At 66.1% G+C, this 21,088-nt stretch carries 19 protein-coding genes and 6 tRNA genes; 18 read left to right on the forward strand and 7 right to left on the reverse strand.

The genetic code is table 11. The annotated features are described in order from the left end of the window. Positions 1 to 69: 69 nt before the first annotated feature. A tRNA-Val gene (locus AC5RV1_RS06080) sits at positions 70 to 141 on the reverse strand. Between the two features lie 373 nt (positions 142 to 514). On the opposite strand from AC5RV1_RS06080, the gene AC5RV1_RS06085 reads away from it, so the two are divergent. From AC5RV1_RS06085 to AC5RV1_RS06110, 6 genes are all read left to right on the forward strand, one after another. Next, positions 515 to 587, forward strand: a tRNA-Gly gene (locus tag AC5RV1_RS06085). A 47-nt stretch (positions 588 to 634) separates the two neighbouring features. Then, positions 635 to 705: transfer RNA gene (locus AC5RV1_RS06090), tRNA-Cys, on the forward strand. 40 nt (positions 706 to 745) lie between these two features. Beyond that, positions 746 to 820 (forward strand) — tRNA-Val (locus tag AC5RV1_RS06095). Between the two features lie 57 nt (positions 821 to 877). After that, positions 878 to 950, forward strand: a tRNA-Gly gene (locus AC5RV1_RS06100). A 41-nt stretch (positions 951 to 991) separates the two neighbouring features. Next, positions 992 to 1,063: transfer RNA gene (locus tag AC5RV1_RS06105), tRNA-Val, on the forward strand. A 185-nt stretch (positions 1,064 to 1,248) separates the two neighbouring features. Next, positions 1,249 to 1,503 (forward strand): antitoxin, encoded by a 255-nt coding sequence (locus tag AC5RV1_RS06110; RefSeq protein ID WP_493993888.1) that lies wholly within the window; start codon positions 1,249 to 1,251, stop codon positions 1,501 to 1,503. A gap of 177 nt (positions 1,504 to 1,680) precedes the next feature. Here AC5RV1_RS06110 and zapE read toward each other — a convergent pair whose 3' ends face one another. Further along, a complete protein-coding gene (gene zapE / locus AC5RV1_RS06115; RefSeq protein ID WP_493993889.1) occupies positions 1,681 to 2,718 on the reverse strand; it encodes a cell division protein ZapE in 1,038 nt (345 codons plus the stop codon). 216 nt (positions 2,719 to 2,934) lie between these two features. On the opposite strand from zapE, the gene AC5RV1_RS06120 reads away from it, so the two are divergent. From AC5RV1_RS06120 to ybaK, 3 genes are read left to right on the forward strand one after another with little or no spacing between them, the layout of a single operon-like run. Next, positions 2,935 to 3,858 (forward strand): sulfurtransferase, encoded by a 924-nt coding sequence (locus AC5RV1_RS06120; protein ID WP_493993890.1) that lies wholly within the window; start codon positions 2,935 to 2,937, stop codon positions 3,856 to 3,858. Between the two features lie 38 nt (positions 3,859 to 3,896). Then, the gene (locus AC5RV1_RS06125; RefSeq protein ID WP_493993891.1) at positions 3,897 to 4,355 is read left to right on the forward strand and encodes a SufE family protein; all 459 of its coding nucleotides are present in this window, start codon (positions 3,897 to 3,899) and stop codon (positions 4,353 to 4,355) included. Between the two features lie 15 nt (positions 4,356 to 4,370). Beyond that, on the forward strand, positions 4,371 to 4,871 hold the full coding sequence (gene ybaK / locus AC5RV1_RS06130) for a Cys-tRNA(Pro) deacylase (RefSeq protein WP_493948709.1): 501 nt from the start codon (positions 4,371 to 4,373) through the stop codon (positions 4,869 to 4,871). A 71-nt stretch (positions 4,872 to 4,942) separates the two neighbouring features. Here ybaK and AC5RV1_RS06135 read toward each other — a convergent pair whose 3' ends face one another. Next, positions 4,943 to 6,151 carry an alpha/beta hydrolase family protein gene (locus AC5RV1_RS06135; protein WP_493948827.1) on the reverse strand — a complete coding sequence of 403 codons (1,209 nt, stop codon included), beginning with the start codon at positions 6,149 to 6,151 and terminating at the stop codon, positions 4,943 to 4,945. A 176-nt stretch (positions 6,152 to 6,327) separates the two neighbouring features. Between AC5RV1_RS06135 and AC5RV1_RS06140 the strand changes: the two genes are divergently transcribed. The 9 genes from AC5RV1_RS06140 (at position 6,328) to AC5RV1_RS06180 (ending at position 16,682) form a co-directional block, all read left to right on the forward strand. Further along, positions 6,328 to 6,819 carry a hypothetical protein gene (locus tag AC5RV1_RS06140; protein ID WP_493948711.1) on the forward strand — a complete coding sequence of 164 codons (492 nt, stop codon included), beginning with the start codon at positions 6,328 to 6,330 and terminating at the stop codon, positions 6,817 to 6,819. 14 nt (positions 6,820 to 6,833) lie between these two features. After that, complete coding sequence (gene msrB, locus AC5RV1_RS06145; protein WP_493993892.1) at positions 6,834 to 7,352, forward strand: peptide-methionine (R)-S-oxide reductase MsrB; 519 nt, start codon at positions 6,834 to 6,836, stop codon at positions 7,350 to 7,352. 142 nt (positions 7,353 to 7,494) lie between these two features. Beyond that, on the forward strand, positions 7,495 to 8,862 hold the full coding sequence (locus tag AC5RV1_RS06150; protein ID WP_493993893.1) for a DUF6421 family protein: 1,368 nt from the start codon (positions 7,495 to 7,497) through the stop codon (positions 8,860 to 8,862). Between the two features lie 62 nt (positions 8,863 to 8,924). Beyond that, positions 8,925 to 9,683 (forward strand): SDR family oxidoreductase, encoded by a 759-nt coding sequence (locus AC5RV1_RS06155; RefSeq protein WP_493993949.1) that lies wholly within the window; start codon positions 8,925 to 8,927, stop codon positions 9,681 to 9,683. A gap of 61 nt (positions 9,684 to 9,744) precedes the next feature. Beyond that, on the forward strand, positions 9,745 to 10,842 hold the full coding sequence (locus tag AC5RV1_RS06160) for a threonine aldolase family protein (RefSeq protein WP_493993950.1): 1,098 nt from the start codon (positions 9,745 to 9,747) through the stop codon (positions 10,840 to 10,842). A gap of 61 nt (positions 10,843 to 10,903) precedes the next feature. Next, the gene (locus AC5RV1_RS06165) at positions 10,904 to 11,551 is read left to right on the forward strand and encodes a DUF3000 domain-containing protein (RefSeq protein WP_493993894.1); all 648 of its coding nucleotides are present in this window, start codon (positions 10,904 to 10,906) and stop codon (positions 11,549 to 11,551) included. 75 nt (positions 11,552 to 11,626) lie between these two features. Further along, positions 11,627 to 12,964, forward strand: a complete 1,338-nt coding sequence (locus AC5RV1_RS06170) for an HRDC domain-containing protein (protein ID WP_493948715.1) — start codon at positions 11,627 to 11,629, stop codon at positions 12,962 to 12,964. 254 nt (positions 12,965 to 13,218) lie between these two features. Beyond that, positions 13,219 to 14,499, forward strand: coding sequence for a thiolase family protein (locus AC5RV1_RS06175; RefSeq protein ID WP_493993895.1), 1,281 nt, complete (start codon positions 13,219 to 13,221; stop codon positions 14,497 to 14,499). Then, positions 14,496 to 16,682, forward strand: a complete 2,187-nt coding sequence (locus AC5RV1_RS06180; protein ID WP_493993896.1) for a 3-hydroxyacyl-CoA dehydrogenase NAD-binding domain-containing protein — start codon at positions 14,496 to 14,498, stop codon at positions 16,680 to 16,682. Before AC5RV1_RS06175 ends, AC5RV1_RS06180 begins: the two co-directional genes overlap by 4 nt. A 105-nt stretch (positions 16,683 to 16,787) precedes the next feature. Here the strand turns inward: AC5RV1_RS06180 and AC5RV1_RS06185 are convergent, their stop codons facing one another. From AC5RV1_RS06185 to AC5RV1_RS06200, 4 genes are all read right to left on the reverse strand, one after another. Beyond that, positions 16,788 to 18,335 carry an ABC transporter ATP-binding protein gene (locus AC5RV1_RS06185; protein ID WP_493993897.1) on the reverse strand — a complete coding sequence of 516 codons (1,548 nt, stop codon included), beginning with the start codon at positions 18,333 to 18,335 and terminating at the stop codon, positions 16,788 to 16,790. After that, complete coding sequence (locus AC5RV1_RS06190) at positions 18,336 to 19,073, reverse strand: energy-coupling factor transporter transmembrane component T (RefSeq protein WP_493993898.1); 738 nt, start codon at positions 19,071 to 19,073, stop codon at positions 18,336 to 18,338. Between the two features lie 10 nt (positions 19,074 to 19,083). Next, positions 19,084 to 19,902: an ECF transporter S component gene (locus AC5RV1_RS06195; RefSeq protein WP_493993899.1), complete on the reverse strand. Its 819-nt coding sequence runs from the start codon at positions 19,900 to 19,902 to the stop codon at positions 19,084 to 19,086. 157 nt (positions 19,903 to 20,059) lie between these two features. Continuing rightward, positions 20,060 to 21,085, reverse strand: a complete 1,026-nt coding sequence (locus AC5RV1_RS06200) for a nucleoside hydrolase (RefSeq protein ID WP_493948720.1) — start codon at positions 21,083 to 21,085, stop codon at positions 20,060 to 20,062. Between the last annotated feature and the right edge of the window lie 3 nt (positions 21,086 to 21,088).

The raw sequence follows: 21,088 nt of genomic DNA on the forward strand, positions 1-21,088 counted from the left end.
ACATCGTGTCCAGGCGCACAAAAAAGGTCCGTTTCCGCTGCAGATGAGCGGAAACGGACCAATATGCGGTGGGCGATACTGGGTTCGAACCAGTGACCTCTTCGGTGTGAACGAAGCGCGCTACCACTGCGCCAATCGCCCTGATGCATTTGAATGTTAGCCGACCCTGCAGCCATTTCGGAAATCGGCACCACCCGACCGCAAACCGGCAGCAAAAGGGGCACCCGGCCAGGCACCAAAGCCGTGAACGGACAGGACAAAAGGGGGCAGGCCTGCGCAGGGTGATTCGCATGCCAGCCCTGTCCAACCTCAGCCATCGCACCCAGCACCACCGGTCGCCGTCGGGAATTACACGTCTGTAACTCAGCGAATTCCGCGCCATTGCAGGGAACCAGCGCCATTGGCCATTCATGAAGCTGGCGCGATTTGGAGAATCCCGGAACCTCCTATATTGTTTTTACTCGTTGGAAAGCGAGGAAATGCCGGGAACGGCAGCGAATCGGCCCTCCAAAATGCGGACGTAGCTCAGCTGGTAGAGCACCACCTTGCCAAGGTGGATGTCGCGAGTTCGAATCTCGTCGTCCGCTCGCAGGACACTGTCACGGCAAAGGTTCTTTTGAATCGGCGCTTACACGGTGGGTTGGCCGAGAGGCGAGGCAGCGGCCTGCAAAGCCGTATACACGGGTTCGAATCCCGTACCCACCTCGGTGAAAACCATGGTTTCCGGTGTGTTCCGGATAAACATGGGCGATTGGCGCAGCGGTAGCGCGCTTCCCTGACACGGAAGAGGTCACTGGTTCGATCCCAGTATCGCCCACCAAGCAAGGAAACTTGCTTCATGCAGTTCGACCGGCCCCGGCCGGAACGTACTTCATATGCGGACGTAGCTCAGCTGGTAGAGCACCACCTTGCCAAGGTGGATGTCGCGAGTTCGAATCTCGTCGTCCGCTCTCTTACTCCTTACAATCCCATAAGCCGGGCTTCCGGTTCCGGGCGATTGGCGCAGCGGTAGCGCGCTTCCCTGACACGGAAGAGGTCACTGGTTCGATCCCAGTATCGCCCACATTCAGCAGCTCCCCGGAGCTGCTTTTTTCTTGCCCTGCGGCCATTGCCCCGCACAGGAGGCAGCAACTCGATCCGCTGCGGGCGAACGCCCAAAGCCCCTGATTTCCTTGGCACGGCTCCGCCTGCAGGGCTAGGATCGGATGCGGAGGAGCGACCTGGCTCCGCGATTGAAGGGAGGTGCTCGTGGGACTGATTGGCGACCTAAAGGGCAAGGCTCAGGGTCTTATCCGCGGTAACGAGCAGGTCATCAAGAACGGCATCACCAAGGCCGGCGATTTCGTCGACACCAAGACCGGAGGCAAGTACTCAGGTCACGTCAACAAGATCCAGCATGGCGCTTCCAAGCTCGTTGACCAGAACGGAACTCCGGGCCAGGCACCTGCCCCCGGGCCGGTTCCGCCGGTCAACCCGGTTCCGCCGGTTGACAAGGCTCCGTAAAAAGGATTTGGCCAGGGCTTTGCCCTAGTACGTCAAGGGGGTGCGGGTCCCGCCGGGAGGCGGCACCCGCACCTTTGGCGTTTAAGGCCGCACCGTCCGGCACAGTTTCCCACCTATGGAGCAGCGGCTTCCGTCTACGGAACGGACGACGGCGGCCGGTGGCTGGCGCCGGCAACCCTAGGACGGTTCGTGGTTTTGCCCCTCCCGGGCCAGGGCGGTGAGGCGGGAGACAGCGCGGAAGTACTTTTTCATGTAGCCGCCGGTCATCATTTCCTCGGTGAACAGCTGATCGAACGGAACACCGCTGGCCAGGATGGGCACGTCTTTGTCATAGAGCCGGTCAGCCAGCACCACGAACCGAAGTGCCACGGCCTGCTCGGTGATGGTTGCCACGTTGCGCCAGACCACGCCGTCGATGCCGTCGATCAGCTGGCGGTAGCGGCTGGGGTGCACGCCGGCCAGATGGGCGATGAGGGTGCTGAACTCGTCCTGCGCCACCGTCTTGCCGTCGAACTCCGCTTTCATGTGCGCGGACAGCTCACTGTTCTTAAGGGGCGCCGGGGCTGCCGGCAGTCCGCGGTGGCGGAAGTCCTCCCCATCGATACGGATAACGTCGAACTGGTCTGCCAGGACCTGGATTTCGCGCTGGAAATCCACCGCGGCGAACCTGCCGTCACCCAGCGAGCCAGGCAGGGTGTTGGAGGTGGCAGCAAGCTTGACGCCGGCGTCGGCAAGTTCGCGCATCAGCCGCGACATCAGCACGGTGTCGCCCGGATCATCGAGCTCAAATTCGTCAATGCAAACGAGCTTGTAACCGCTCAGCGCATCCACGGTCTTGCGGAAGGACAGGGCGCCTACCAGGTTGGTGTACTCCACAAATGTGCCGAAAGCCTTGGGCCCCGGAGATGCGTGCCATAGGGAGGCCAACAGGTGCGTCTTTCCTACGCCGAACCCGCCGTCCAGGTAGATCCCTGCACGGGACGTGTCCTTCTTGCCGAACAGTTTCTTGAACAGTCCCCCTCCGTCATTTGCCCCGACGCCGCCGGCAAATCCTTCAAGGGCCCGGACTGCATGGGACTGGCTGGGCTGCTTGGGATCCGGGCGGTAACTCGCAAAGGAGACCTGGCCGAAACGCGGCGAGGGAAAGAAACCCTTCAGGAGCTCATCCACCGATACTGACGGAGTTCGGGCGGCAAGCTGTTCGATCTGTACCAAGGTGGTCCGTTCTGCTGGTGGTTCGTCCCCAGAAAGGATACCGGCAACCAACCCCCGCTTCGGGTGGCGTGGAGCTACCCGGCCGGCCAGCGTGACGAAGGCAACATTTCCTCCTGTTAACTGAAAACGGACATCGCCGTGGACCGTGGCTAGGGTGGGAGGAGGTCCCCATGCCGGTCCCGCGGATCAGCCGTGTTCTCGATGAAAGGCAAAGATATGTCCTACCCAGTTGAACAAAACGAGAAGTTCGCAGCCTACGCGCACCCCGAGCGCCTGGTTTCCACTGAATGGCTTGCTGCGGCCATCGAAAACGGAGCCGTGGCCAGCGGCCAGCTGATCGTGGTGGAGTCTGACGAAGACGTGCTCCTGTACGAAACCGGACACATCCCCGGCGCAGTGAAGATCGACTGGCACACCGACCTGAACGATGAAGTGACCCGCGACTACGTGGACGGCGCCGCATTCGCTGAGCTGGCGGCGTCGAAGGGCATCTCGCGCGACAGCACCGTGGTCATCTACGGTGACAAGTCCAACTGGTGGGCTGCCTACGCACTGTGGGTCTTCACCCTCTTCGGCCACCAGGACGTGCGGCTGCTCGACGGCGGCCGGGACAAGTGGATTGCCGAGGGCAGGGAGCTGACCACCGAGAAGCCCGCTCCGGCCAGGGGCGAGTACCCGGTTGTTGAGCGCGACGATGCTCCGATCCGCGCCTTCAAGGAAGATGTCCTGGCCCACCTGGGCAAGCCGCTTATCGACGTCCGCTCCCCTGAGGAATACACCGGCCAGCGCACCCACATGCCGGCCTACCCTGAGGAAGGTGCGTTGCGTGGCGGCCACATTCCCACTGCTGCCTCCATTCCGTGGGCGCGGGCAGCCGCTCCCGATGGAACCTACCGCAGCCGTGAAGAACTCGAAGCCCTCTACCTGGGTGAGGCGGGCCTGAGCGAGGGCGACGACGTCGTGGCCTATTGCCGCATCGGCGAGCGTTCCAGCCACACCTGGTTCGCCCTTAAGTACCTCCTGGACTTTGACTCTGTCCGCAACTATGACGGTTCGTGGACCGAGTGGGGCAATGCCGTGCGGGTGCCCATCGCCAAGGGCGCGGAACGGGGATCCTTTCCCGTTGCCGTCGGGGTCTGACGGCGCACGGCCAGCGCTACCTGCGTAGACTTGGAATGATGACTACTCAAGCCTTGCCTTCCGCCCTGGCGGCCATTGTGGACGACTTCCAGGCCCTGTCCGAGCCCGAGCGCCTGCAGCTGCTGCTCGAGTTCTCCCAGGGACTGCCGGACCTGCCCGAGCGGCTCAAGGACCACCCCGAGTTGCTCGAGCAGGTGGTGGAGTGCCAGTCCCCTCTGTTCCTGACCATCGAGACGGAGCAGAGCGGAGGCACGTCCGGCACCGTTCGGCTCTACTTCAAGGCTCCTGCAGAGGCTCCCACCACGCGCGGCTTTGCGGGCGTCCTGCACGAAGGCCTGGACGGGCTGTCCGCCGAGGAAATCCTCTCGGTGCCTGATGACATGCCTGAACTGCTGGGCCTTACCCGCGCCATCACCCCGCTGCGGATGCGGGGGATGACGGCAATGCTGGGAAGGATCAAGCGCAAGGTCGCGGCTTCGTCCGCGGTGCGCTCCTAGCCACGCAGGGCATCAATGGCACGCAAAAACGCATCACAGGGAACTCCGGCCACCGCCGTACTGGCGGCAGCCGGGGTTCCCTTTGTGTTGCACCCCTACGCTCACGACCCTTCCGCTGCCAGTTACGGGGCGGAAGCAGCCGAGGTGCTGGGCATTGATCCGTCGAAGGTTTTCAAGACGTTGATGGTCGAGGTGGAGGGCAGGCTAGCGGTCGGAATCGTACCCGTCAGCGGCACCCTGGACCTTAAGGCCTTTGCGTCATCACTGGGAGCCAAGAAGGCCGCCATGGCCGACCCCGCTGCAGCCCAGCGCCGCACCGGCTATGTGCTGGGCGGCATCTCGCCGCTCGGCCAGCGGCTTCCCTCCCCTACCGTGCTTGATGACAGCGCGCTGGCGCTGGAAACGCTTCTGGTGTCAGGTGGTAAGCGGGGCCTGGACATCGAGCTCGCACCTGCCGACCTCATTCGCCTCACTGACGCCGTCACCGCTCCCATCAGCTCGCTGTCCGCCTCGTAGGACTCGGCGTCTAAGAACCCAAGGCACCTACGGAAGCTGTCCTCCAGCACTTGCCGGTTCGGACCCCTGCCTTATCCCGCCTGGATCCCACCCGGATTCAGGCGGGGCGCAAGCTGTTGCCGCAGCCATGCCTTCACCACGCTCTCCCACCGTGCAGGATCAACGTTCCACTCCTTCGTGTGCCGCGCATGGTTGAAAGCCTCAAAGGTCACCATGTCCGGATTCCGCTCAGCCAGGAGCGCGGACGGCCCGTAGGGCACGTACTCGTCGTCCACGCTGTGGATGATCAACGTGGGAGTCCGCAGTTCCACTGCACGCGAAACCCAGTCCATGACCTTCAGGTCCACCGGCGCGGAGAGTCCCGTGAGCCGGCGCCCGAGCGGGTGCCCCAGCATAAGCTGCCCGTAGCGGCCAACGAGTGACGGGATTCTGTTGATTTGCGCGTGGTGGGCGAGCACATTGACCCAGTCGGTGACCGGTGCATCCAGCACCATGGCCCGGATCAAATGGCGGTAGCGGGACAAGTCAGCAGCCTGCAGGCAGATGGCACCGCCCATGGACCAGCCGAAGAGGACAATCTCCTCGGCCCCGTTGGCAAGTGCGTATTCAATCGCTGCCTCGATGTCCCGCCATTCCGTGGAACCCAGGCCGTAGCGCCCGTCGTCGGCCGATGGGGCGAGCCCGTCATTGCGGTAGGACACCAAAAGGCTGGTCAGGCCCAGCTCCAGCGCGGGCCCGACGGCGCGCAGCGCCTCCTGCCTGCTGGCCCCGCGTCCGTGGACCATCACAGCCCAGGTGCGTGCGGTGCCACCGGCGCGGACCAGCCAGGCGGGTGCCTGCCCCCGGTCCACTTCGATCACCACGTCCTCTGCCGGAAGTCCGGCGGCGGCGGGGTCCGGGTAGACGGCGCCGCTCCACCACCCCCAGCGCGCGGCAGTGAGGTCTCCCGCGTAGACCGCTTCAACTTCGCGCAACACCGTACGTTCAGCCGGCGAGTACGAGACGATGCGGCCGATGCGCGCGTGCCCCTTGCCGCCGTCGAAAAAGAATCCGTACACACCGTCAACGGTGGTGTCCTCATTGGCAGCCAGGATCACCTGCTGCCTCTGGCCGTCGCGGATCACGGCCAGCACTTCCTGGTCCGATGCCCGCTGCCTGGCCGGCGTGATGACGCGGCGGGCGAAATACACGGCCAACGCCGACGATCCGGTGGCCAGCAACCCCGCCAATGCCCCGCCCCCGATGGCTCCGCCAATAGCCCACTTCGTCCGCAGCGACATGCCCGCCCCGGTATCCGGGGTACGGGGAGCTGGGGCAGGACCGGTCTGCTGAAAAATTGCCATGAAACTATTCTTACCGTCCAACCACCCAGAGCCCGTATTTCCGGTCGCCCGGTGGCAATTGCCTGCACCGGCGAAGGAGTGCAGCACCACGGGCACGGGACTAGGCTAAGGCCATGAGTGATCCCATCGTCATCCTGACCGAAGAACCCCTGGGGGCGGACGACCGCCTGAACATCGAGCGCCTGGTGGATGGTTCAGACACCCGGCTCGTGGTGCTGGTACCGGCAAACACTGAGCGGCACCTGCTGGTGGACTTCCTCGAAAACCTCTCCATGCTGGACATTGCCAAGGCATTCCGGGAGCTGACATCCCACGCTCCGGACCCCGCCACGGAACGGGCGCAGGCAGCCGAAACGCTGGCAGTGTCACTGGCCTCGCTGGCGGGACTGGGCGGAGGCGTCACGGGCGAAGTAGTGGACGGCGGGGCGGTCCAGGGCCTGGTAGCCAAAGTCAAGGAAACCGGCGCCGCGCAGGCCGTGGTGATCACCAGGCCGCACGCAGTGGCAGATACCTTCCACACCGACTGGGCCAATAAGGCACAGGACCAATTGGGCCTCCCCGTCCTGCACCTGTACGCAGGTTCGGGATTTATCGGCGACTCCTGAGCGTTGACAAGGCTATGAGCATCTTCGGTAACAACATCCTGGGAAACAGCATCTTCGGTAACAAGGCCACGGATCCGGCTCCCGGGTCCCCCGCCGCCGAGCCCACCGTGCAAAAGAGCGACGCCGAGTGGCGCGAGGAGCTCACGCCGGAGGAATATCACGTGCTCCGGCAGTCCGGGACTGAGCGCCCCTTCACCGGTGAATACTGGGACACCCATACGGCGGGCGTCTACCAGTGCCGCGCATGCGGCGCCGAACTCTTCACCAGCAACGAAAAGTTCGATTCCCACTGCGGCTGGCCTTCCTTCTGGGCACCACTGGCTGAAGGCACCGTCCGCTACATCCATGACCGGACCCTGGGCATGGACCGCGTGGAGGTCCGCTGCGCCACCTGCGATTCCCACCTGGGGCACGTGTTCGACGGCGAGGGGTACGGCACGCCCACGGATCAGCGCTACTGCATCAACTCCGTCTCCCTGAAACTCGTCCCGCAGGAAAAACCGCAGGCCAGCGGCGCGGGTACGGAAGCCTGACACTGCTGAACGCTGGGCCTGCAAGCCGTCCAGAGTCTCTCGAGCACAAGGCTTTCTTAGGCTAAGCGCCTTTTGACATTAGTCCTGCTGGTTGCTTGCTACGCTCACCGTAGCTAGCAAGCGACCAGAAAGGCAGCCGACGATGACCGAAACACTAATCACCGCCCCCACCGGCATAACCGCGGACAACCAGGACTGGCTCCGGCTTAAGGCCGCGGCCTCTTCCCTCCAGTCTTTGCAGGTTAAGGATGGCTCCATCCCTGACGCCGGCGCACATGCAGAAGCCTCCCGGTACGTGGGTGACATCGTGGACGCCGTCCGCGTCCTGGCCCCCGCCTTTCCGCATGATGCCGCCTACCTGGACGCAGTCTGCGCGGACTTTTCCGCCTGGGAAGCCAACGGCTTCAACGTCCCGGACTTCCTGTCTTCGCTCCTGGCCTTCCAGCCGCAGGAACAGCGCCGCGACGGGCTCCAGCACCTGGTGGTCTTTCCGATGTACACGCAGAACGGGAGCAGCAACCGGCTGGTCGAGGCAGTCCTGATCGAGGTGATCTGGCCTGAGTTCATCGCCGGCCTGGAGGCAGGGGAATACTCGAACAAGCTGTTCGTCCCCATCCGGTTCCTGGATTTCACCGCAGGTTATGACACCAACTCCGCGGTGCTGTTCCCCGAAACCGTTGCCGTCCGTGAAACCCCCACCTTCACCTGGGGCGCCATCTTTGCTGACCGCGAGGCTGCCCGGTTCCGCCGCGTGCTCAAGGCGGCCGCCGAGACCACCAGCCTGGAACTTCCCGAGGGTGCCGCGGAACTGCTCGCCGACCAGGACCTGACGGAAGCAACCTTTGTGATGTGGGACCTCATCCACGACCGCACCCACATGCGCGGCGACCTGCCGTTCGATCCGTTCATGATCAAGCAGCGGATGCCCTACTTCCTGTACTCCCTCGAAGAGCTGCGCTGCGACCTGACGGCCTTCCGTGAATCTGTCCGCATCGAGAAGGACGAGGACGCCGATCCGGAAGCCCGCCGCCATGCCAAGCTGGTGCAGTACGCCATCATCTTCGACCGGATTTTCCGCTTTGCCATTACTGGCAGCCGGGTCCGAAACTACGACGGACTGGGCGGCCAGCTCCTGTTCGCCTGGCTACACCAGCAGCATGTCCTGCACTGGACCGACACCCGGCTCACCATCGACTGGGACGAAGTAGCTGACGCCGTCATCGCCCTGGGTGCCAGCATCGACGAACTGTACTGGCGCTCCATCGACCGCCCGAAAACTGCGCACTGGATTGCGGCGTACGAGTTGGTTTCGGCTACCGTTACGCCCAACCCGGCTTCCGTCTGGGCGAAGGGCCCTGACGCGCTGGCCCTGGCCGGTCCGCCGCGCGGCCTGACGGACCAGGTGCTGGATGACGAGTTCCCGCTGTCCATGTTCTACGAAGCACTGGAGAAAAAGATGCGCCCTGTCATTGAGTCGACTGCGGGCATCACCGGAGCTTCCGCACTGTGACAGAAGAGTCGGGGAACCAGGCACCGGACGGGACTGCAGCCGGGACGCCTGGTGCCCCGCGCCTGAACGTCCTGGTGACCGGCGGCAGCGGAGCGTCCGGCATCGCCGTCGCCCGGGCGCTTCACGCCGCCGGCCATCGGGTCTTCACCGTGGGTTCGGACCAGGCAAGGATCGACGCCGCGGCGGAAAAGGCGGGCGACGGCGTCACGGGCCTTGTGTGCGACCTGTCCCGGCTGGAGGACGTGCGGCAACTGCGCAAGGACGTGTCATCCTCTGCCGGCACCATTGACGCCGTCATCCACCTGGTGGGCGGCTGGCGTGGCGCCACAGGCATTGCCGACCAGACAGACGAGGACTGGGATTTCCTGGAACGCGGCGCCATCACCACGCTCCGGAACGTGTCCCGCATCTTCTTCGACGATATCGCTGCTTCCCCTTACGGCCGCTTCGCGATGGTGTCCTCCACCGCCGTGGCCAAGCCGACGGCGGCCTCTGCCAGCTACGTTGCTGCCAAGGCCGCAGCCGAAGCGTGGACCATGGCCATGGCGGACGGCTTCCGGCGGGCCAACGCCGCTGCCGGAAAGGAGACTGCCGGCAATGACCCTGCCGCCAACGCTTCTGCCGGGAACACCGGTCGCGGGGAGGCGGCCGCCGTCGTCCTGGTGGTCAAGGCCCTCGTGGACGATGAGATGCGCCGGAACCACCCGGAGCGGAAGTTTCCCGGCGCAACTGACGTCGAAGACCTGGCCCGCGCCGTCGTCGGACTTTTCGACACCCCGGCCGGCGGCCTGAACGGCAGCCGGCTCGTGCTGGCCCCCTGAGAGTCGGTTCCCTGCCTGCAGGGCGCCCGACTGTATTTAGACTGAAAGCGTGAGCAAAGCCATGACAACAACAGCAGAAACTGCCGCCGGAACCCGGCTGCACGATCCCACCATCCGCGGATTCGCCTCGGACAACTACTCCGGGGTACATCCGGAGGTCCTCGCGGCCCTTGCCGCCGCCAACGACGGCCACCAGGTCTCGTACGGGGAAGACGACTACACCGCCAGGCTGCAGGAACTGATGGAGGAACACTTCGGGCCCGGCATCGAATGCTTCCCGGTCTTCAACGGAACGGGCGCCAACGTTTTGTCGCTGCAGTCGCTGCTCCCCCGCTGGGGCGCCGTGGTGTGTGCCTCCACCGCCCACATCAACATGGACGAGAACGGCGCGCCGGAACGGATTGGCGGCATCAAGCTCCTGCATGTCCCCACCGCGGACGGCAAGCTCACACCCGAACTGATCGACCGTGAGGCCTGGGGCTGGGGCGACGAGCACCGCGCCCAGCCGCTGGCCGTCTCCATCACGCAGACCACGGAGCTCGGAACCTGCTACACGCCGGAAGAGGTGCGGGCCATCGCGGACCACGCACATGCCAAGGGGATGAAGCTGCACATGGACGGCGCCCGGCTGGCCAATGCGGCGGCCCACCTCCAGGTCCCGCTGCGGGCCTTCACCCGCGACGCCGGCGTGGACATTCTGTCCTTTGGCGGCACGAAGAACGGGCTCTTGTTCGGTGAAGTGGTGGTGGCCTTGAACCCGGAGGCCGCCCATGGGCTGGTGTACCTGCGGAAGATGAACATGCAGCTGGCGTCGAAGATGCGCTTTATGTCTGCCCAGTTCATCGCCCTCCTGGAAGGTGACCTCTGGCTGCGGTCCGCCTCCCACGCCAACGCCATGGCCACGAGGCTCCGCAACGCCGTCGACACCATTGACGGCGTGCAGCCGACGCAGAAAACCGAGTCCAACGGCGTCTTTGCCATCCTGCCGGAAGGGGTGGCGGACCGGCTGCGGAAATCGTTCCGTTTCTATGACTGGAACGAGGCCGCCGGAGAAGTCCGGTGGATGTGTTCATTCGATACCACCGAGGAGGACATTGATGCCTTCGTGGCAGCAATCCGCCATGAGCTCCGCGTTGACGGCAGCGGGCAGTCCAGCTAGACGGCGCCTGGTGACGGCGAGCCTTCCCGCCGTCACCAGCATGGTTGCGTAACCTGCGAAGGTGAACGCACTTGACAAGGTTCCCCCGGAATTTCTCCACGCCTTGGGAACCCTCAGGAAAGCCCAGTGCCGCGGGGAACTCCACCTGGCGGAGATTCCGGCGCCTGCACGGCTGGCGCCCTTCGCCGTAGCGCTTGGCGCGGAAGTCCTGGCACCGGGGCCGGGCACCGCGACTCCCCTGCACGGCCCGGCCGCCATGGCGCTGGCGGCCGCGTCGGGAACAGCGGACGACGACGACACGGAGTTGGCCACGGGCCGCTTCATCCTGCTCCACGACCCCGAAGGCTCTGCAGTCTGGGACGGCGAGTTCCGCATCGTCACCTACATCCGGGCCCAGCTGGAGCCGGAGATGGGCAACGACGAGATGCTGGGAACGGTGGCATGGACGTGGCTGGTGGAGGCGCTCGAGAACCACAAGGCACCGTACAGAGCGGCCGGCGGCACAGCCACCAGGGTCCTGTCCGAGAGCTTCGGAACACTTGCGGAGCGGCCCGGCTCCATCGACATCGAGCTGCGCGCCTCCTGGACCCCCGCGACCTCGGACGTGACGGCACACCTCGAAGCCTGGTCCGACATGGTGTGCACTTTCGCCGGTTTACCGCCGCTCCCCGAGGGTGTCACCCCGCTCCCGCACCGGCGCCGGAACTAGCCGGATGTCCAGTGGCGGGCGCGGCGCGGTCCGAAAGGCAGTCCGGAACCGGCCGGCCGGTAAACTAAAGGCATCATGACCCCTAACAATCCGGAAAACACCACGGCCGGCGCTCCGGCTGCTGATACCGCACCCCAGATCACGGTGGAAGGCTTTGACAGCTCCATCCCCGAAATCGTCGAGCTCGATTCGCCCCGCGACGGCGTTCCGCTGGTCATCGAAACGCAAGCCGGGCTGGAGAGGTGCGCAGCCGCCATCGCCGCCGGGACTGGTCCGGCCGGCGTTGACGCAGAGCGCGCCTCCGGCTTCCGCTACGGGCAGCGTGCCTTCCTCGTCCAGATCCGCCGCGAAGGCGCCGGAACCTGGCTGATCGACCCCGAACCGTTCGACAACCTGGCCATCATCAACGAATCCCTCCGCGGCGTCGAATGGATCCTGCATGCGGCGAGCCAGGACCTGCCCTGCCTGTCTGAACTCGGCATGTGGCCGGACAAGCTTTTTGACACCGAACTGGCCGCCCGCCTGGCAGGCCTGCCCAGGGTAGGCCTTGCCGCCGTCATCGAACAGCTGCTGGGATTCGGGCTGGCCAAGGAGCACTCGGCCGCCGACTGGTCCACCCGGCCCCTTCCCGAACCCTGGCTCCGGTACGCCGCACTGGACGTCGAGGTCCTGACCGAACTGCGCGAAGAGCTCATTGAACTGCTGGAGGCCGACGGCAAACTGGAGTACGCGCAGCAGGAGTTCGCCGCGATCCTGGATGCCGGACTCGCTCCGCCGCGCGTGGACCCCTGGCGGAAAACGTCCGGCCTTCACCAGATCCGCGACCGGCGGCAGCTGGCGGCCGTCCGGGAGCTGTGGCTGGAACGGGACTCCCTGGCGCAGAAGAGGGACGTTGCCCCTGGAAGGCTCATCCCGGACTCTGCCTTAGTGGCTGCGGCCAAGGCCATGCCGTCCACGGTGCCCCAACTGCTGGGCACCAAGGGCTTCCACGGGCGGGCGGCGCAGCGCGAAGCTCCCCGGTGGCTGCGCTGCATCGCGACGGCCCGGGACCTGGAGGAGCTTCCGCCGCTGCACCTGGCCACTAATGCGCCGCCGCCGCCACGGGTCTGGGCCGACCGCGACCCTGAGGCTGCTGCACGGCTGGCCACCGCCCGGCCACTGCTGCAGGAGAAAGCCGACCAGCTGAACCTTCCCCTGGAGAACCTACTGACCCCCGACTACCTGCGCCGGGTGGCGTGGCGGCCCCCTGCGGAGATCAGCGAAAAATCAGTAGCGGCGGAACTGCGTGCCCTCGGCGCACGCGCATGGCAGGTGGAACTTGCGGCGCCACTGATCACGCACGCCTTCCTCAACCCGCAGCCGCTGCCGCCGAAGGAACCCAAACCGGACGCCGCTCCGGCAGCCCGCCAATAGGTCCCGCTGACGGCCACGGCCCTCCAAACCCAAACGCTCTCTCAGTTGATGCACAAATATTGACAGCGCTCTCTCACTTTCTCAAAGAGAGTGGGAGAGCGTTTGCCAAAATTGTGCATTAAGCGCGAGAGCGTCCTTTAAATGCCGGGCCTTGCGGCCTAAGTTACTCGCGAGTAACATCGGGGGTACTGCCGTTCAGCTGCCTGCCGCCATGCGGCGCGCACTGACGCCTACGTCTCGATGAGGAGTTACACGTGAGCAACAACGGAAGCAGCGCGTCCAACCGCACTGTCCGGGACGTCGTTTTTGTCGACGGCCTCCGCACGCCCTTCGGCCGGGCGGGAGAAAAAGGCATCTATGCCGGCACCCGGGCCGATGACCTGATAGTGAAGTGCCTCCGCGAGCTGCTGCGCCGGAACCCTTCGCTGCCGCCGGCACGCATCGACGAAGTGGCCATCGCGGCCACCACCCAAAGCGGGGACCAGGGCCTGACCCTCGGACGGACAGCGGCCCTTCTCGCGGGACTCCCCCGTACTGTTCCGGGGTTTGCCATCGACCGCATGTGCGCCGGGGCCATGACGGCCGTAACCTCCACCGCAGGCGGGATCGGTTTTGGCGCCTACGACGTTGTGATCGCCGGCGGCGTCGAGCACATGGGCAACCACCCCATGGGCTCCGGGGCGGACCCCAACCCGCGGTTTATGTCCGAGCGGCTGGTCGATCCGGCAGCGCTGAACATGGGCAACACCGCCGAGAACCTGCACGACCGTTTTCCCTCCATCACCAAGGAACGGACGGACGCATACGCGGTGGCGTCGCAGGAGAAGTTTGAAGAAGCCCGCCGCGACGGCAAGATCCAGCCGGACCTGGTGCCGGTAGCAACCCTGAAGCCCGGCCAGGGCTGGACCCTGAACACGGTGGATGAGCCGCCGCGCCCCGGCACTACCCGGGCTGACCTCGCCAGCCTCCGCACCCCGTTCCGCGCCCACGGCCGTGTCACCGCAGGAAACGCGGCAGGCCTGAATGACGGCGCCACTGCGGCCATCCTGGCATCGGCCGAAGCCGCCGTCGAACTGGGCTTGCCGGTCCGCATGCGCCTGGTTAGCTACGCCTACGCCGGCGTTGAGCCCGAGGTGATGGGCATCGGTCCTGTTCCCGCCACGGAGAAGGCCCTGAAGAATGCGGGGCTCTCCATCGGGGACATCGGGCTGTTCGAAATCAACGAAGCCTTCGCCGTCCAGGTGCTGAGCTTCCTGGAACACTTCGGCATTGCCGACGACGATCCCCGGGTTAACCGTTACGGCGGAGCCATCGCGGTGGGCCACCCCCTCGCTTCATCCGGAGTGCGGCTCATGAACCAGCTGGCCCGGCAGTTCGAGGAAGACCCCTCGGTCCGTTACGGGATTACCACCATGTGCGTGGGACTGGGAATGGGTGCCACTGTTATCTGGGAGAACCCGCACCACGCCGACTACAGCGGAGCCCGGCCAGCGGAATCCGCCATCACCGAAGCCGTTTCCGAAGGAGCAGCATGAGCGCCGCAGATTTCACCAAGCTTGCCGACCTCTTCCCCCATGAAACCGTGACGCACTCCTATGTCCAGGACATCGAACTCCCGGGCCCGGCCGGAAAGCCCGGCCCCGGCACGTTCGCCCTCATTACGCTGGACAACGGCCTGGACCACTCCAAGCCCACCACACTGGGGCCCAACACGCTGGTGGAACTGGGCACGGTGCTCGAGGAACTCCGGGAGCGGGCACGCCGGGGCGACATCGTGGGAGTGGGTGTCACGGGCAAACCCTATTACCTGGTGGCCGGCGCCGACCTTTCTACTGTTAAGACCCTGGACAAACGCGAGCACGGGTTGTGGATGGCGCAGCTGGGCCACGAGGTCTACAGCACCCTGGCCAACCTGGGCGTGCCCAGCTTCGCCTTCATCAACGGCGCAGCGCTGGGCGGCGGCCTGGAGATAGCCCTCCAGTCCACGTACCGCACAGTGTCCACGGGAGCGGGGGCACTGGCGCTGCCGGAAGCTTTCATAGGGCTGGTGCCTGGCTGGGGCGGCGTCTACATTCTGCCCCGACTGATCGGCCCGGAAAACGCCGTGAAGGTCATGATCGAAAACCCCCTGAGCAACAACAGGACCCTCAGCGGCCCGGAAGCCTTCTCGCTCGGCATCGCCGACGCCATGTTCGAGCCTGCGGATTTCCTGGAGCAGTCCCTCGCCTGGGCCGCGAAAGTCATCACAGGCGAGGTGGCGGCGGAACGCCCCAACGCCGTCGACCCCGCAGATCCGGACACCGCAGCCCGCTGGGCGGCGGCCGTAGCTGCCGGGCGGGCACTGGTTGAAGCCAAAACGTCCAACGCAGCACCGGCGCCAGCCAGGGTCCTGGACATCCTCGAAGCCAACCGCACCATGAGCCAGACCGAGTCCGCGGCGCTGGAGTGCGAAACCCTCGCCGAACTCATGCAGACCGACGAGTTCCGCGCCACCGTTTACGCCTTCCTGGACCTGGTCCAGAAGCGGTCCAAGCGCCCGGCCGGCGCCCCCGACCGCAAGCTGGCCCGGCCCGTCACGAAGGTGGGCGTCGTTGGCGCCGGCCTGATGGCCAGCCAGCTGGCACTGCTCTTCGCCCGCCAGCTCAAGGTGCCGGTGGTCATGACAGACATCGACCAGGCCCGGGTGGACAAAGGGGTGGGCTACGTCCACGCCGAAGTGGACAAGCTCCTGGGCAGGAAGCGGATCAGCCAGGACGCCGCCAACCGCACGAAGGCGCTGGTCACAGGTTCCGTTTCCAAGGACGTTTTCGCCGATGCCGACTTCGTGATCGAAGCCGTATTTGAAGAGCTGAACGTCAAGAAGCAGGTGTTCGCCGAGCTCGAGGCCATTGTTACGCCGGAATGCATTCTGGCCACCAACACGTCCTCCCTGTCCGTCACGGCCATGGCAGAGGACCTCCGGCACCCGGAACGGCTGGTGGGCTTCCACTTCTTCAACCCGGTGGCCGTGATGCCGCTGCTGGAAATCGTCCGCGCCCCCAAGACCGACGACGCCGTACTGGCCACCGCCTTTGAGCTGGCCAAGTCCCTCAAAAAGACCGGGGTGCTTGTCAAGGACGCCGCGGCGTTCGTCGTCAACAGGATTCTGCTGCGGCTGATGGGCGAAGTGACGGCCGCCTTTGATGAGGGAACCCCCGCCGAGGTGGCGGACAACGCGTTGCGGCCCATGGGCCTGCCGATGACGCCTTTCACGCTCGGCGCCATGGTGGGGCTGCCCGTTGCCCAGCACGTCCAGGAGTCGCTGCACGCCGCGTTTGGTGATCGGTTTACCGTTTCTGCCAACCTGCAGAAACTGATCGACAACGGAGTGAAGAGCCTGTGGGCCCCCGGTCCGGACGGCGCACAGGAGATTCCACAGTCCACGTTGTCACTGATGTCCTTCGGGACCAGCCCCTCAAGCGCCGACGAAGTCCTGCGCCGCACCCAGGATGCCCTCGCCGAGGAAATCGGCCTGATGCTGGAGGAAGGGGTGGTGGCAGGGCCGGAAGACATCGACCTCTGCATGATCCTCGGCGCCGGCTGGCCGATGTTCCTGGGCGGCATCACACCCTACCTTGACCGGGTGGGCGCCTCCGAGCGGGTCAACGGCAAACGGTTCCTTCCGCCGGGTGTGGCGTCCCGGCCCGCCGGGACCCCAGCAGGCCGGCCCGCCAGCTGAGCTTGGCCTGCCCCGCCCAGGAGTTCGTTCACCAGCGCAGGGGCTTCGTCCGGTTCTTCCGGACGGAGCCCCTTGCCTTGGACGGGGCCGCTTGCCTTGACCGCGTCAGCCTCCCGGCAGCCGCCCGCCCTCGAGCGTCAACAGGCGGTCCGCCACGGTGCGGGCGTAGGGAACGTCGTGTGTGACCAGGACGACGGCGGCACCCGCCGCTGCGGCGGACCGTACTGCCTTGTCCAGCACAGCCAGGCCGTCACCGTCCAGGGCAACCGTGGGCTCGTCCAGGGCGATAACCGACGGCCTGCGGGCAAGGACCGTGGCCAGCGCCAGCAGCCGCTGCCCGGAGGCCGGCAGCTCGGCCGGGTGGTCCTGGGCAGCCCCGGAGAGACCAACGGCGGCCAGGGCAGCAGCGGTTCTTTCCGCCGCCTCGCCTGCACCGAACCGGCGGTCGAGGCCGAACCGGACCTCACGGGCAGCAGTCCGTTCGAAGAGCTGGTCGCGCGGGTTCTGGAAGAGAAGCCCCACGGAAGCGGCCACCTCCCCAACCGGCAGTCCGGCAATGTCCTTCCCGTTAACGAGGACGGAGCCGGACGTGGGCTGCAGCAGTCCGTTGAATTGGCGTAAGAGCGTGGATTTACCCGCACCGTTCGGTCCGGTCACGGCAACGATCTCCCCCGGCTGGAGCACAAGGTCGATGCTTTGCAGCACGGTGCCGTGCTGTTGCCCGCCGGCTTTACCACTGATTGCCCGGGCTTTCCTGCCGCGGCCTGCTGTGGCCGGGTAGGAGAAGAGGACGCCGCGGAGCTCCAGGACAGGGGCAGCAGCAGCCCTCACCTGGCGGGCGGCTGCCCGGGAGGCCGGCATGTTGAAATTCCTGTTCGCAACCGGACGCCGAATGCCGCCTGGCAGACGCTCCGGCGCCGTCATCAGTTCTGCGGGTGCGCCGCTCACCGCGACGGTGCCCGCGTCCAGGACAATCCAACCGTCGGCCTCGAGCAGCACCTCATCGATCGCCTGGCTCAGGACGACGACGGCGGTCCCGCCGTCCACGAGCTTGCGGAGCAGCAGCGCTAGCTCGCCCGCCCCGGCTGTGTCAAGGGAGGCAAAGGGCTCGTCCAGGACCAGCACCGCGGGCTCCAGTATGACTGCACAGCCGATTGCCAGGCGCCGCAGCTGGCCGCCGGAAAGCGTGCCCGGGTGACGTTCCAGCAGCCCGGCAAGTCCCAGCACCCCCGCGGTGCGATCTACGGCTTCGCGCATGGCGGCCCGGCCCCTACCGGCATTCTCCAGGCCGAACGCCAGTTCTTCGGCCACAGTGGCGCGGACCGTGGAAAGGGTGGTGGAGGCGTCCTGCGGAACGAAACCCACCCGCTCACCCCACCTGGCAGGGTCGATGCGGGGGTCGTGCGCGGTTCCGTTGAAGTGCAGGCGGGTTCCCGCGAGTTCGAGGTGTCCTGCCAGGCTTCCGCCTGCCCCGGGAGACAACCAGCCCGCAAGGAGCCGGCCAAGCGTAGACTTACCGCTTCCGGACCTGCCGAGGATCGCGGTGTACGTCCCGGGGGCAAATGAGACGTCCACGCCGCGCAGGACTGGCACGTCATCGTCGTGGAAGGCAAAACTCCGGATGCTGGCGGCGAGGGCACTGGAGGTCTTCACCTAGCCACCCGCCAGCCACAACCGGGCCGCCACGGCAGCCGCCGCGGCCAGCACCAGCAGGACACGGAGCCAACGCTCCACAACCGGATCCGGGACGTCCCGGTAGCTGGTGCGGTGGCCGGTGCCGCCGAAGCCGCGTGCTTCCAGGGCCGCGCCGCGGACGGCAGCGTCTTCCACCAAAGCAGAGACCAGCGGAACCGCCTGGAGCCGGAATGCGGCGACCCGGTGCAACAGGCCGCGCCGGATCACCAGCCCCCGGGATTCCTGGGCCTGCCGGATACGGTCCAGCCGGGACGTGATGGCCGGGAGCAGGGTCAGGGTTGACGCCAGCACGAAGGCAAACCGGCCCTGCACGCCTTTCGCGGAGAGCGCCGCGACCAGGTCCGGCACGCTGACACTGAAGGAGAACACCAGCAGGGCCAGGACGGCAGCCGAAACCTGCGCCGCCCGCTCAAATGCAAAGGAAAGCCCTTCAGCGGTGACGCGCGCAGGGCCCCACTGGGCGAGGATGATTTGCCCTTCCGGGAAAAAGAGGCCGTGCAGGACCAGCAACGACAAACACAGCGGCACCAGCACGGCAGCTGCCGCAGGCAGGAGCCGCCGGAGCGTGCCTACCACGGCCGAAAGGCCGAGGGCGCCCGCGATCACGGCGAGGGACAGCGGCCAACTGGCTGCCGCCGTCGTCATCACCGCCGTGCTGCCGGCAGCCGCGAGGGACGTCAGCGGATGCAGTCGCATGGGCAGGAGGTCAGGAGTCCTGTCCGGGAGTCCGTCCGGCCAGCACACGGTGCCGCCGGACAAACGGGAACTGCAGCGTTGCACGGCGGGGCAGGGCGTAGACCAGCACGGCCACCACGGTAAACACGATGGCTTTATCCATGGGATCGGAGATCAGGGCCTGCTTGGTGATGGCGGCGAGCAGGGTGTCCCCCATGGAGCGGAAGGCGCTGACGATGGCTCCGGTGGCAACCCCGGACGTGCCGCCGAAGACGAAGGCCGCCACCGGGGCGGACACGACGCCGCCGATGATCCCGGTAGCGAATCCGGCTACGGGCGCGAGGTAGAAACGGCGGAAGAGTCCGTAGCGTGCAGCCACGCCCGCGAGGCAGCCGATAAGTGCGGCACCGGCGGCGAAGGGCAGCACCGTCGGGTTGAAGAAGGACCAGACGATGCTGCTCAACGCGCCGGTTGCCGCGCCGGCCGCCGGCCCCGCGAGGACCGCGATCAGTACGGTACCGATCGCATCGAGGTAGAACGGGACCAGGGTGCTGCCCACGAACTGGCCGAGCACGATGTTCAGCACCAGGGCAACGGGGATCAGCACCACGGTGGACGTCGGCAGGGCCGGCAGGACAGCAACGATGAGCAGAACGGCGCCCACGAGGAAACCGGACAGGGCGATCAGGGCGGAGGCGCTTCCCGGCCCGCCAGTGATGTCGGTGGGCTGGTTGAGGACCAGGTAGATGTAGGTGCCGGCGATGGCCAGGGCACCGAGGATTTCCAGCAGCCGGCGTTTGCGGGCGGCGGCCGGTGCCGGAGATGGAAGCGTCAGGGAGAGCGATGACATGGAGTTCCTTCGGGGTGCGCACGGCCGGCCCGGGAATCCGGGGCCGGAATGGAACGCTGCCTATGTCACCTCGGCAGCTGCCGCCAGGCAGCTGCGCCTGTCCGGTCCGCGGACTATTCTACCGCGGCAGTCCGGGGGCTTTACGAAGTTGTTGGGCTCAGCCCAGACGCCGGGCGAGGCCCCCGACGGCGGACACCAGCTCCCGAAACGCAGCTTCCGGATAGTTGGTGGACACCACACGGGCGTTTGGCGGCTGGCCCCAGAGCCCGCGGAAGTCAGCCACGGTGGTGCCGATCAGCATCCGGGAGCCGGTTTCCACGTCCACAGTTGCCGGACGGGCTTCGAAGTCGAGCGTGCCGGCGGCAACTCCTGCGGCGAAGTAGTCGTGGACGTGGGCCAGGTAACCCTGGTCGTAGTGGCGGTGGAACTCGAAATAGAACCGCAGCGCATCGGACAGGTGCCGGATCAAGGTGTTGTCCGACGTGCTGGGCTGGCCCTCGGGCTGTTCCGGCAGCACCAGTTCAGGCACCGTTGCCCCGGCCGCCTCAGCCAGTTGGCGGACATGCGCGGGGTGGAGCTCCATCCGCTCCGTGGTGTCCAGTGAACAGACGATGGGAAGCTTTTCCAGCGGCCGGCCCTGGAACGCGGCATAGACTTCCTTGGCCGCGTGCGGGTCCACGTGCGTGTTCCATTCCGCGGTGGGCGTTGTATTGCCCTGGTGGTAGAAGCTGCCGCCCATGATCACCACTTTGGCCAACAGTTCCGGCAGCCGGGGTTCCTTCCGCAGGGCCAGCGCGAAGTTGGTCAGGGGTGCGGTGATGAGGGCGGTGAGCTCCCCCGGACGGGCCCTCGCGTGCTCCACCCACAGGTCGACGGCGTTCCGCTCCGAGACTTGGCCGGCCGGTTCCGGCAGGACGGCGTGGCCGATGCCCTGCGGACCGTGCGTTTCGGGAGTGGTCAGCAGCTCAATGGCCAGCGGCTCGCGCGCACCTATGGCCACTTCCACTCCCTTGCGGCCGCAAATTTCCAGCAGGGCCAGGGTGTTGCGCGCCACCTGGTCCACGTCAACGTTTCCGGGGGTGGCGGTGACGCAGACGAACTCGGCGTCAGGCAGGGCGGCAAGGTAGGCCAGGGCCAGGGCGTCGTCGATACCCGTGTCCACGTCCAGCAGGAAGGCGGTCATGAC

This window comes from Arthrobacter sp. Hb9-2, from assembly GCF_059091165.1.

Bases quoted from the DNA above. Each gene is read 5' to 3' on its own strand.
- AC5RV1_RS06120 (WP_493993890.1), top strand. From the start codon at position 2,935: ATGTCCTACCCAGTTGAACAAAACGAGAAGTTCGCAGCCTACGCGCAC.
- AC5RV1_RS06125 (WP_493993891.1), top strand. From the start codon at position 3,897: ATGACTACTCAAGCCTTGCCTTCCGCCCTGGCGGCCATTGTGGACGAC.
- ybaK (WP_493948709.1), top strand. From the start codon at position 4,371: ATGGCACGCAAAAACGCATCACAGGGAACTCCGGCCACCGCCGTACTG.
- AC5RV1_RS06135 (WP_493948827.1), bottom strand. From the start codon at position 6,151: ATGTCGCTGCGGACGAAGTGGGCTATTGGCGGAGCCATCGGGGGCGGG.
- AC5RV1_RS06140 (WP_493948711.1), top strand. From the start codon at position 6,328: ATGAGTGATCCCATCGTCATCCTGACCGAAGAACCCCTGGGGGCGGAC.
- msrB (WP_493993892.1), top strand. From the start codon at position 6,834: ATGAGCATCTTCGGTAACAACATCCTGGGAAACAGCATCTTCGGTAAC.
- AC5RV1_RS06150 (WP_493993893.1), top strand. From the start codon at position 7,495: ATGACCGAAACACTAATCACCGCCCCCACCGGCATAACCGCGGACAAC.
- AC5RV1_RS06160 (WP_493993950.1), top strand. From the start codon at position 9,745: ATGACAACAACAGCAGAAACTGCCGCCGGAACCCGGCTGCACGATCCC.
- AC5RV1_RS06170 (WP_493948715.1), top strand. From the start codon at position 11,627: ATGACCCCTAACAATCCGGAAAACACCACGGCCGGCGCTCCGGCTGCT.
- AC5RV1_RS06180 (WP_493993896.1), top strand. From the start codon at position 14,496: ATGAGCGCCGCAGATTTCACCAAGCTTGCCGACCTCTTCCCCCATGAA.
- AC5RV1_RS06190 (WP_493993898.1), bottom strand. From the start codon at position 19,073: ATGCGACTGCATCCGCTGACGTCCCTCGCGGCTGCCGGCAGCACGGCG.
- AC5RV1_RS06195 (WP_493993899.1), bottom strand. From the start codon at position 19,902: ATGTCATCGCTCTCCCTGACGCTTCCATCTCCGGCACCGGCCGCCGCC.
- AC5RV1_RS06200 (WP_493948720.1), bottom strand. From the start codon at position 21,085: ATGACCGCCTTCCTGCTGGACGTGGACACGGGTATCGACGACGCCCTG.